We start from the raw sequence: 10328 nt of genomic DNA on the forward strand, positions 1-10328 counted from the left end.
CATCCCCACCCCCCCCCCCCCCCCCCCCCGCGGGGGGGGGGGGGGGGGGGCGGGCCCCCCCCCCCCCCCCCCCGCGCCGACGGGCCGCCCCCCTCCTCGAGAACGCCCCCGACCGCCCGACCCCCGTGCAAGGAATGAGCATGCTCTCCCACTCCGCCGACTGGACGCACGTGCTGCGCCCCGCGGCACACCGCGACAGCCGCGTCGTCGTCTTCCCGCACGCGGGCGCCGGAGCGGAGCGCTGTGCGAGCGTCCTGGCCGGGTTGCCGGACTCGGTGGAGGTGGTGGGCGTCACCCTGCCCGGGCGGGAGCGGCGTGCGAGTCTCGCACCGCGTACGACGCTGACCGCCGCCGTGTCGGGCGTCCGCCGGGAGCTGTCCGCCCTCGCGCCCGCGCCTACGGTCTTCTACGGGCACAGTCTGGGAGGGCTGCTGGCGCTCGCCGTGGCGCACGCGGGCGGCGGACGCTGTGACGGTCTGGTCGTGAGCTGTTCCCGGCCGGGCGCCCGGAGCCTGCCCCGCCCGCGACACCCGGACGCCGCCGCCGAACTGGCCGAGATCTTCGCCTTGCACCGCCTGCCCGCCGACGCCCTGCACGACCCGTCGCTCAGCCCCGCGCGGCAGGTCCTGGCCCATGACCTCGCGCTCGCACGGCACGCGCTGCACGCCGTGGAACCTCTCCGGCTCACCGTGCCGCTGACCGCGCTGGCCGGTACGGACGATCCGCTCGTCCCGCTCGGCGAACTCCCGCTGTGGGCCCGCTTCACGTCGGGGCCGTTCCGTCAACGGCGCGCCCAGGGCGGGCACTTCTTCCCGTTCACCCCGAACGGACAGGGTGTGGTGCTGGAAGAGCTGCTCGCGTCCCTGACGGCCGCTCACGCCGCAGACGTGGTACGGGGATCAGCGCGAGGACTGCTGGCCTCGTCCCCCTCCCGCTGACGACCGCGGCTGCGCGCACCGGCGCCACTACGCCCCGACGAGGTGCCCGGAGCGGTCGTCCAGGAAGGTGTGTTCCAGCTCGTCGTCGCAGTTCAGGATCTGCTGCTGGAGGCGGCGCAGACGGTGCGAGGGCTCCAGGCCGATCCCGTCGGTCAGCGCGGCGCGAACGCCCTGATAGGTGGCGAGCGCGTCATTGCGGCGCCCGGAGAGGTGCAGCGCCAGCATCAGGTACTCGTGCAGCACCTCGTCGTAGGGGTTGAGGGCCACGAGTGCGTGCAGTTCGCCGATGACCTCGGCGTAACGGCCCAACCGCAGGTCCAGGCCGACGCGTTGACTCAGCACCGACTTGCGGTCCTCCTCCAGCCGGAGCACGTGCGGGTGCAGCACGGGCCCGGCCGGCACGTCCGCCAGGGGCGCGTCACGCCACAGCTTCAGCGCGTTGTTCAGCTGGGCCGACGCCTGCGACAGGTCTCCCCTGGCCTCCGCCTCGCCCGCCACCGACACGAGCTTGTGGTAGCCGACGATGTCGAACTGCTCGCCGGGGACTTCGAGCCGGTACCCGGTGGCCTCGGTGATCAGCGTCTCCTTGGGCAGACGGTCCGAGGGGCCACCGTCGACGGCGCGGCCGATGCTCTTGCGGATCTGCATCACGCAGTTCTGGATGCCCGTCGAGGCGCTCATGGGCACGTCCAGGCCCCACAGTTCGCGCTCGATGGCGGCCCGCTGCACCACGCGGCCCCGGTTCAGGATGAGCACGGCGAGGAGCTTTCTGGCCTTCAGTGCCGTGGGGACCACCGACACGCCGTTCATGGTCACGCGCAGGGGGCCCAGCACTCTGGCGATCATCCGTCCTCCTCCTGGTCGGCGGCCGGGCCCCGAGAGGGCGGCCCGGCCGGGGCGCGGTTACGCTCCGGGATTCTGTGTAGCAGTTTATCAATGGACTGTAGCTCATGTTTCACCCGAGAAAGGTCACGACTCCGGCACTCCGAGGGCAGAAATGGCAGGTCACTCACCCCGTGAGACGGGTGAAAAGTGGCCGTAACCCGATCTTCTCCTGGTGTTCGCAGGCGTTGCTAGAGTCGACTGGAAGTCAAACTTGCTCTCTGGTGTACTTTTGCATCCTGACACCACAAGACTGAGGGGGCTTCGTGCGGCAAGGCGGCATGCCTGACATCGCGATCGTCGGGATGGGATGCAGATTCCCCGGAGCGCCCGGGGTGGGTGCGTTCTGGCACCTGCTCGAAGACAACACCGACGCCGTCACACCCGTACCGGAGGACCGGTTCGACATCGAGCGGTACTACTCCGCGCGACCGGGCGAACCGGGCAGGACCGTCTCGCGGCACGGCGGCTTCCTCGACGACCTGTACGGCTTCGACGCCGCCTTCTTCGGAATCGCCCCGCGCGAGGCGCAGGCCATGGATCCGCAGCAACGGGTCCTCCTCCAGGTCGTCTGGGAGGCGCTGGAGGACGCGCACATCCTCCCGTCCACGCTGGCGGGCAGCCGCACCGGTGTGTTCGTGGGGCAGGCGACCGCCGAGTACGCGGACCGGGTGGAGCCCGACGGGCCTCAGGACCTGCACGGCATGGCGGGCAACCGGCTCCGGACGATCACCGCGGGGCGCCTCTCCTTCGCCCTCGACCTGCGGGGGCCCAGCCTGGTGGTCGACACGGCGTGCTCCTCGTCCCTGGTCGCCGTGCACCTCGCCCGGCAGAGTCTGCTGACCGGGGAGAGCGATCTGGCCGTCGCCGCGGGAGTCAACGCCGTGCTCTCACCGTCCGACGCGATCACCTACTCCCAGGGCGGCATGCTCGCACCCGACGGGCGCTGCAAGTTCGCCGACGCCTCCGGCGACGGCTTCGTCCGCAGCGAAGGAGTGGGGGCGGTCCTGCTCAAGCGTCTGCCCGACGCGCTGCGCGACGGCGACCAGGTCCTCGCCGTACTGAAGGGCAGCGCCGTCACCAACGACGGCCAGGGCAGCGGAACACTGCTCCAGCCCGCCGTGTCCGGACAGACCGAGATGATCCGCTCCGCCTGCCGCAGCGCCGGCATCACCCCGGACCAGCTCGACTACGTGGAGGCCCACGGCACCGGCACCCCCGTCGGCGACCAGGTCGAACTGCGTGCGCTGGCAGAGGCGTTGGGCGTGGACGACGAAGAGCAGCCGCGGTCCCGCCCGCTGCGCGTCGGCTCCGTCAAGACCAACATCGGCCACGCCGAAGCCGCCGCCGGGATCGCGGGCCTGATCAAGACGGTGCTCATCGCCCGGCACCGCACCATCCCCGCCTCCCTCCACCTGCGCACACCGCACCCCGTCCTGGCCCAGAACACCGGCCCCCTGGAATGCGTCACCCGCAACACCCCCCTCATGCCCGGCGGCCCGGCCGCACTCATGGGCGTCAGTTCCTTCGGCCTGTCCGGCACCAACGCCCACGTGATCGTCAGCGAGTACGTCCCCGAGCCGCAGGCCCATGAACCGGAGTTGGGGCAGGATCACGTCCCCGGGCAGCTCTCGTACGACGTCTCAGAGCCTCGGTTGCTGCTGCTCAGCGCCCGCACTCCGGCCGCCCTGAGCCAACTCGCCGCGCGCTACGCCGACTTCCTGGAAGACGGCGAGGGACGCTCGTACCCGCTGCGGGACATCTGCCATGCCGCCGCGACCCGGCGGGACGCCCACCCCCACCGCCTGTGGGCCGTCGGCCGCACCCATGACGAACTCGCCGCCGCCCTGCGTGCCCTGGCCGTCGGCGAGGAGACCCCGGACGGAGGGGTGGCGGACGCCGGATTCGCGGGTGACCGCCGGATCGCCTTCGTCTTCCCCGGGCAGGGCTCGCAATGGCTCGGCATGGGCCGCCACCTGCTGGCCTCCGAACCGGTGTTCCGCCGGACCCTGACGGAATGCGACGCGCTCGTCCGGGAGGAACTGGGCTGGTCGGTCATCGGCCTGCTGACCGGCGACGGCGACAACGCACCGCCGTCAGAACTCCCCGACGACGTCGCGGTGGTGCAGCCCCTGCTGTGGGCCGTGCAGGTGTCGCTGGCCGCGCTCCTGCGCGCCAAGGGGGTCGAACCCGACCTCTGTCTCGGACACAGCATGGGCGAGGTGGCCGGCGCCCACGTCTGCGGAACGCTGTCGCTCCGGGACGCCGCCTCGGTCATCTGCCGGCGCAGCTCCCTCATGCAGCGGCTGGCAGAGCGCGGCGCGATGCTCGCCGTCGAACTCGACGCGCCAAGCGCGGCGGACGCCGCCGCGCCCTACGGCGACACGGTCTGCGTCGCCGCGGAGAACGCCCCAAGGAGCACCGTGCTCGCCGGAGACGCGCACGCCCTGCGGCTCATCGCCGAACGCCTCCAGGACGAAGGGGTGTTATGCCGCCCCGTCAAGGTCAACGTGGCGTCCCACTCCCCGTACATGGCGGAACTGCGGGACGACCTGGCCGACGCCCTCGCCCATCTCACCCCGCTGCCCGCCCGTACCGCGATGTTCTCCACCACCCGCTGTGAGCCGGTCGACGGACCCGAGCTGGACGCCGCCTACTGGGTGGACAACCTCCGCGAGCGGGTCCGCTTCGTCGAGGCAGTGCGGGCGGCCGCCCAGGAGGAGACGGTGTTCCTGGAGGTCAGCCCGCATCCGCTGCTCGTCCAGTCCGTCACGGCGACCCTCGAGGAACGGGGCGCTGCCCCGGCCGCCGTGGCCACCCTCAAGCGTCACCAGGACGACGGCGAGAACATCACCCGCGCGCTGGGCCAGCTCTTCTCGCACGGCGGACGCATCGACTTCGACCGCCTCTTCGACGGGACCGCGCCCCGCGTGCCGCTGCCGACGTACGCCTGGGACCAGGAACAGTTCAGGACGGCGCCCGCTCCGGCGCCCGCCGCACCGGCCGAGCACGTACGGGAGGTCGAGCTGCGCGAGTTGGGCCTGGACGACCTCGGGGAGAGCGTCCGCACGCGGGGCGGCGCGGCCGTCGTACCGCCGGTGCTGTACGTCGAGGCGGTCCTGCGGGCGGCGAGCGGCCTCACGGGGCGCGGTGAAGGCGTACTGGAGGACGTCGAGTTCGGGGCCCGGCCCTGGGAGCTGGCGCAGGCGCGGGGCGCCGCGGTGCGGGTGCGCCTGACGCCTGCCGCGCGGCAGGGGTGTTTCGTGTTCACCGTCACGACGCTGCGCACCGTGGACGGGGCCCGGGACGGTGAGCTGTGCCTGACGGGCAGGTTCCGCACAGCGGGCGCGGGCGAAGGCGACAGCGCGGGCACCGCCGGCCCCCACCGCGTGGCAGCCGAGCCGCACGGCCGGGAGCTGCTGGACGCGAGTCTGACCCGGTGCACCACGTACGTACCGGCGGCGGAGTTCTACCGCCGCGCCCAGGGCCGCGGCTACACCATCGACGCGTCACTGCGCACGGTGGCCCAACTGTGGTGCGCGCAAGGCGAGTCGGTGGCTCGCATGCGCCGCTCCCCCGGCGCGGCGGCGACCGGGCTCGAGGCCGGGCTCCTGACGATGCTCGCCGCGTGGCCGAACTCCGCGGGCGCGGACGGGAGCGCAGACGTGAGCGGGGGCGGGGGCGGGTACGTGCCGGTGTCCTTCGGTCGGGTCCTGGTCCGGGACGCGGCGGGAGTCGGCCGGGACCACTGGTGCGTGGCCCGCTTCACGCCCTCGGACGGTACGGACGACGCGCGCTGCGACGTGTGGCTGACGGCCGAGGACGGGCACCTGATCGCGGAGTTCCATGACATACGGCTGCGCCGCCGACCGGTGGGTTCCGCCCCCGAGACGCGCGACGCGGAAAGCCCCGCACCCGCGGACGTGAAAGCCCCCGCGCCCACGCCCGCGCCCACTCCCCCGACCGCGCCACTGACCACGACCGCTCGTCCCGCGCCCCCCACGGCGCCCGGTTTACAGGCTGCGCCCGACCTGCCGCCCACGTCCGACGACGTCCTGAAACAGGCCGCCACCGTGCTCGGACTGTCGGCGACCCGGCTCGATCCGCGCAGGCCGCTGCGGACCCTGGGGCTGGACTCCCTGCTGGCGACCGAACTCAGGGTGCGACTGCACCGCACGGCGGGTGTCGACATACCCGCCACCCGGCTGCTGGGCCGCGAACCCATCGGTGTGATCGCCGCTTCCGTGGCCACCCGACAGCCTCTCGACCACAAAAACGAAGACCATGACTCATAGATGTACCGTGGTATAATTTTTGGGGGCGATGGGAGCCCGCACAACGACGTGAGAAGGCGAGGAAGCACATGGCCTCTGAACCCGCCCGCCCCCTCGGGCGCAGAGAGCGCAGCAAGCAGCGGGTGCGGGACCGCATCTACACATCTGCCCTGTCCCTCTTCGCCGAGCAGGGTTACGACCGCACCACGATCGACCAGATCGCCGAGCACGCCGACGTGGCCCGCGGCACCTTCTTCAACTACTTCCAGCGCAAGGAAGACCTGGTCACCGCATGGGCCGAGGCCCGGAAGCGGCGCCTGGAGCTGTGCATGGAAGAGTCCATGAAGTCCCAGAACGACGATGTGACGGTGCACCTGGAGAGGTGCATGGCGGCCCTGGCGGAGTTCAACGAGTCCGAACGTGAGATCACCGCCGCCATGCTCCAGGCCTGGGTGAAGGCGGGGCAGCCCCTCCTCGAGGAGCCCTACGCGGGCCAGGTCTTCGCCAACATCATCGAAGCCGGCCGCCAGCGCGGCGAGGTCACCTTCGACATCGATCCGATGCGCGTCGGCAACATCCTCCGCGATTCCTACCTGGGCCTGCTCTACCGCTGGTCACAGGACCCGGGCTCGCGCATACCGCTCCACATCGAACTGCGCGAGGTACTCAGGATCGTCCTCACGGGCGTCCTGTCGTACTCCCAGCACGGGCGCGGTGTCCCGGGGGCGTCGACCCACACCTCCCCGCCAGCCGCTACCCCGCTGGCGCGGGCGTCACAGGCGTAGGCCCCCTACGTGTGCGCGACCGTGTGCGCACGGCTGGGCCGGGGCGAGACTCCCCCCGCCCGCCGACGGACCGACCGCCGACCGTCTGGTCGCCGGCCGGTCCACGGTCGGCGATCCTCAGCCGCATCCCCTTGCCTGCGGTCATCCGCAGGAGGAGGATCCTGCCGATCAAGGGAGCGGCGATGCTGCGGTTCATGGACTGGTCCGTAGTCGCGATGGGATGCCTGCTGGTTCTCGGCAGCCTCATCGGCCGGTGGTGGGAACGCACCCGGACCCGGCGGAGCGAGGGCCCCGACCAGCGCCTGCGCTTCCTCTGGGCATGGCTCCCCCTCCTCATGGGCCTGGGCATGATCGGCACCAAGGTGCCGACCCTCTTCCACGCACCCCACACCGTTGTCGAGAGCCTCGACGCGCTCAACTTCATGCTGTCGGTCGCCGTGTTGGTCATCGTCCTGTGGACAGTGCGACGCTTCTTCCGGTCGCGCGACACCATGTGACAGCGACCCGTGGGGGTCAGGAAGCCGAACCGTCGAGGTCGAGGCGGATCACGGCAAGTGCCTCGGCGGTCTCGACGCTCATCTCGTCGTCGGGACCGAACACCATGCACATGTCCTGGTGGAGCGGTTCGAGGACCTGCCGTGCTTCGACCGTCCGGCCCTGCGCGAGCAGTAGCATCCCGATGTTGTGCCGTAGCTCCACGGCTTCCTCGCTCACGTCGCTGTCGACGGCCCGCACGACGTTCAGCACCCCCTGGAGCGCGGCGAGCGCGTCAGTCACCTGGCCGAGTTCAGCCCGGCACCGGGCCGCCTGGGCGCGGCAGGCGCGGGCACCGGCTGGGCAGCGGGGAGGACGGCCGTCGGCTTCGAACCACCGGGTGCGGGGGCCTGGGCGCGGGCGCGGGGCGCGAAAGGCTGACGGAACACGCCCGTCGGGTCGGGCGCTCCGGCCGGCCCGGCATCGGCCGTGCCGGGCTCCTGGCCTGGCGGTGGGAGGAACGGCAGCAGCCGCGCGTACACCTCCTGCGTGTCGGCGGGACGCGCCTCGGGTGCCTTGCGCAGCAGGTGCAGGACCAGCTCCTCCAGCGCCTCGGGGACGTCGGGCCGCAGCTGTCGCAGCGGGGTGGGGGCGGCGTTGACGTGCTGGTACATCAGCAGGTACTCGCTCTCCGCCTCGAACGCGAGGCGCCCGCTGAGGAGTTCGTGCAGCACACAGCCCAGCGCGTACAGATCGGTCTGTGGGGTGATGCGTCCGCCGCGGACCTGCTCGGGCGACATGTACTGGTGGGTGCCGATGGGGCTGCCGGTGGCGGTCAGTTTGGTGACGTCGGTGCGCAGAATCGCCGCATGCCGAAGTCGAGGACCTTCACGGTGCCGTCGCGTGCGACGAGGATGTTGCCCGGCTTGAGGTCCCGGTGGATCACCGGCACGTCGTGCGCGTACGACAGCACGGTCGCGACCTGCGCGGCGACGGCGACCGCCCAACTGACCGGCAGCGGACGGCCGGGATCGAGGTAGGCGGACAGCGGTACGCCGTCGACGAGCTCCATCACGGTCTGGGGTCAAGTGTGACCGCTGCGTCGATCTTCCGTCCAGCGGTCGCGGTCCTACGGGGCTTGGGCGCGGTGGTGGACGACGGGCAGGGGAGCGATGGCCGTTCAGCTATCCGCCGACAGGACGTACTCGGCCCAGACCGTCTTGCCGGGGCTGTCGGGGCGCGGGTGCCAGTGCCAGCGGTCGGCGAGGTGCTGCACCAGGAGCAGGCCGTGGCCGGTGTCGCGGAGGTCCGTGGACGTCGCTGCGACCGGTACGCCTTCGGTGCGGGTGTCGGTGACCTCGATCCGTACGGTGGTGGCGTCGCGGGCCAACGCGAGGTGGAAGTCACGGCCGGAGACCCGGCCGTGCTGGACGGCGTTGGCGGCGAGTTCGGCGACGATCAGCGTCAGCGTGTGGTGCGCCTCGCAGTCGTAAGGGATGCCCCACGCGTCGAGCCGCTGCCCGGCCAGCCGCCGGGCGAGCCGCGCGCCGCGCGGGGTGGAGCTGAAGCGCATCGCGAAGTGGCCTGTGGGGATGCCGGGTTGACCGGTTCGCGAAGGAGCGGCGATCTCATGGTTCATGCCCTCAACGCTTCCGGCAGTGGCGTAGCGTGACCAGTGGTGACGCGCCGTCGTGTTCTGGTTGTACGCGACGGGGTGGGAGGTGTACGAGGCGCGCTGCGTGACCGGCTCGGGGCGGGTGCGTTGGGCCGGTGAACTGGGCCGGGGAGGCGGTGGAGCCGATGGAGTCAGTGGAGTCGGTGGAGCAGCAGGGCGAGGGCGAGCGGGAGCGGGAGGACGCCGGACCGAGGCCGGAGGACGAGCCGGGCTCGGGCGTGGTGACGGCGTTCGGACGGCAGTTGAAGCTGCTGCGGGTACGGGCGGGCCTGGAACGGCCGGAGTTCGGAAAGCTCACGGGCTACGCGGCCCAGTCGATCGCCTCCTTCGAGCAGGGCCGACGGATTCCCCCGCCGAGGTTCATCGACCGCGCGGACGAGGTGCTGGACGCCGGGGGCGTCCTCAAGGCGCTGAAGGAGGAGGTGGGGCGGGCACAGTATCCGGCCTTCTTCCGGGACATGGCGCGGTTGGAGGCGGGAGCGGTCGGCCTGTCTGTGTACGCGGCTCTTGCGGTGCCGGGCCTGTTGCAGACAGAGGAGTATGCGGGGGCTGTTTTCCGGATGCAGCGCCCGCTACTCGATGACGACGTCATTGAACAGCGTCTGGTGGCTCGGATGGCGCGGCAAGACATCTTCACTCGCCGGTCGGCACCATTGCTGAGCTTCGTCATCGAGGAAGTGGTGCTGCGCAAGCCAATCGGTGGACGGGCGGCACTCCGAGGTCAGTTGGAGCAGATCCTGCTCGTGGGGCAGAACCGCAACGTGGAGATTCAGGTGATGCCCACCGACCGAGAGGATCATGCGGGGCTGGGCGGCCCCTTCAATCTGATCGACACCGCCGAAGGGCGACGCATCGCGTACACCGAGGTACAGGACGACAGCCGCCTGTACACCAGCGCCGGAAAGATCCGTGAGCTCGAAGCCCGATATGGCATCCTCCGGTCACAGGCGCTCACCCCTCGTGAGTCGCTGGACTTCATCGAGGAACTGCTGGGAGTGAAATGACCTTGCAAAGCACCGAGTTGACTGCGTCGGAGTCGGCCTGGTTCAAGAGCAGTTACAGCAGCGGCGGGGGTGGCGAGTGTGTGGAGGTCGCAGCCGCCGTCACCGGCATACACATCCGGGACTCGAAGGTCCGATCCGGACCGGTTCTGACGGTCGCCCCCGACACATGGGCCGGGCTCGTCCGGCTGGCCGCCGACCAGACCATCTGAGCCGCACATCCGCGAGACGATCGCCTTCCCGCTCAACGGCAACGCCCAGGACCTGATGATGGGCGCGCCGACGGAGCTGGAGGAGAC

At 71.3% G+C, this 10328-nt stretch carries 8 protein-coding genes and 1 pseudogene; 6 read left to right on the forward strand and 3 right to left on the reverse strand.

What is annotated here, in order from left to right:
* Positions 1 to 140 precede the first annotated feature (140 nt).
* Positions 141 to 938, forward strand: coding sequence for an alpha/beta fold hydrolase (locus ABZ027_RS42430; protein WP_356778337.1), 798 nt, complete (start codon positions 141 to 143; stop codon positions 936 to 938).
* 27 nt (positions 939 to 965) lie between these two features.
* Here ABZ027_RS42430 and ABZ027_RS42435 read toward each other — a convergent pair whose 3' ends face one another.
* A complete protein-coding gene (locus tag ABZ027_RS42435; protein ID WP_356778339.1) occupies positions 966 to 1784 on the reverse strand; it encodes an AfsR/SARP family transcriptional regulator in 819 nt (272 codons plus the stop codon).
* Positions 1785 to 2101: 317 nt separating this feature from the next.
* On the opposite strand from ABZ027_RS42435, the gene ABZ027_RS42440 reads away from it, so the two are divergent.
* The 3 genes from ABZ027_RS42440 to ABZ027_RS42450 all read left to right on the forward strand — a co-directional run bounded on the left by ABZ027_RS42440 (position 2102) and on the right by ABZ027_RS42450 (position 7376).
* Entirely contained in the window at positions 2102 to 6115 is a 4014-nt protein-coding gene (locus ABZ027_RS42440; protein WP_356778341.1) for a beta-ketoacyl synthase N-terminal-like domain-containing protein, read from the forward strand.
* A 68-nt stretch (positions 6116 to 6183) separates the two neighbouring features.
* The gene (locus tag ABZ027_RS42445) at positions 6184 to 6879 is read left to right on the forward strand and encodes a TetR/AcrR family transcriptional regulator (protein ID WP_356778343.1); all 696 of its coding nucleotides are present in this window, start codon (positions 6184 to 6186) and stop codon (positions 6877 to 6879) included.
* Between the two features lie 194 nt (positions 6880 to 7073).
* Positions 7074 to 7376, forward strand: a complete 303-nt coding sequence (locus tag ABZ027_RS42450) for a hypothetical protein (protein ID WP_356778345.1) — start codon at positions 7074 to 7076, stop codon at positions 7374 to 7376.
* Positions 7377 to 7392: 16 nt separating this feature from the next.
* Here the strand turns inward: ABZ027_RS42450 and ABZ027_RS42455 are convergent.
* Together ABZ027_RS42455 and ABZ027_RS42460 are read right to left on the reverse strand one after the other, a co-directional pair.
* A pseudogene (locus ABZ027_RS42455) lies at positions 7393 to 8428 on the reverse strand (serine/threonine-protein kinase); the annotation flags it as partial.
* 105 nt (positions 8429 to 8533) lie between these two features.
* Positions 8534 to 8992 carry an ATP-binding protein gene (locus ABZ027_RS42460; RefSeq protein WP_356778347.1) on the reverse strand — a complete coding sequence of 153 codons (459 nt, stop codon included), beginning with the start codon at positions 8990 to 8992 and terminating at the stop codon, positions 8534 to 8536.
* A 131-nt stretch (positions 8993 to 9123) separates the two neighbouring features.
* Between ABZ027_RS42460 and ABZ027_RS42465 the strand changes: the two genes are divergently transcribed.
* A complete protein-coding gene (locus ABZ027_RS42465; protein ID WP_356778349.1) occupies positions 9124 to 10032 on the forward strand; it encodes a helix-turn-helix transcriptional regulator in 909 nt (302 codons plus the stop codon).
* Positions 10029 to 10241 (forward strand): DUF397 domain-containing protein, encoded by a 213-nt coding sequence (locus ABZ027_RS42470; protein WP_356778351.1) that lies wholly within the window; start codon positions 10029 to 10031, stop codon positions 10239 to 10241. Before ABZ027_RS42465 ends, ABZ027_RS42470 begins: the two co-directional genes overlap by 4 nt.
* The last annotated feature ends 87 nt before the right edge of the window (positions 10242 to 10328 follow it).

The organism is Streptomyces sp. NPDC006332, assembly GCF_040612855.1.
In the GTDB taxonomy this organism is placed as follows: domain Bacteria; phylum Actinomycetota; class Actinomycetes; order Streptomycetales; family Streptomycetaceae; genus Streptomyces.

Bases quoted from the DNA above. Each gene is read 5' to 3' on its own strand.
- ABZ027_RS42430 (WP_356778337.1), top strand. From the start codon at position 141: ATGCTCTCCCACTCCGCCGACTGGACGCACGTGCTGCGCCCCGCGGCA.
- ABZ027_RS42435 (WP_356778339.1), bottom strand. From the start codon at position 1,784: ATGATCGCCAGAGTGCTGGGCCCCCTGCGCGTGACCATGAACGGCGTG.
- ABZ027_RS42440 (WP_356778341.1), top strand. From the start codon at position 2,102: ATGCCTGACATCGCGATCGTCGGGATGGGATGCAGATTCCCCGGAGCG.
- ABZ027_RS42445 (WP_356778343.1), top strand. From the start codon at position 6,184: ATGGCCTCTGAACCCGCCCGCCCCCTCGGGCGCAGAGAGCGCAGCAAG.
- ABZ027_RS42450 (WP_356778345.1), top strand. From the start codon at position 7,074: ATGGACTGGTCCGTAGTCGCGATGGGATGCCTGCTGGTTCTCGGCAGC.
- ABZ027_RS42460 (WP_356778347.1), bottom strand. From the start codon at position 8,992: ATGAACCATGAGATCGCCGCTCCTTCGCGAACCGGTCAACCCGGCATC.
- ABZ027_RS42470 (WP_356778351.1), top strand. From the start codon at position 10,029: ATGACCTTGCAAAGCACCGAGTTGACTGCGTCGGAGTCGGCCTGGTTC.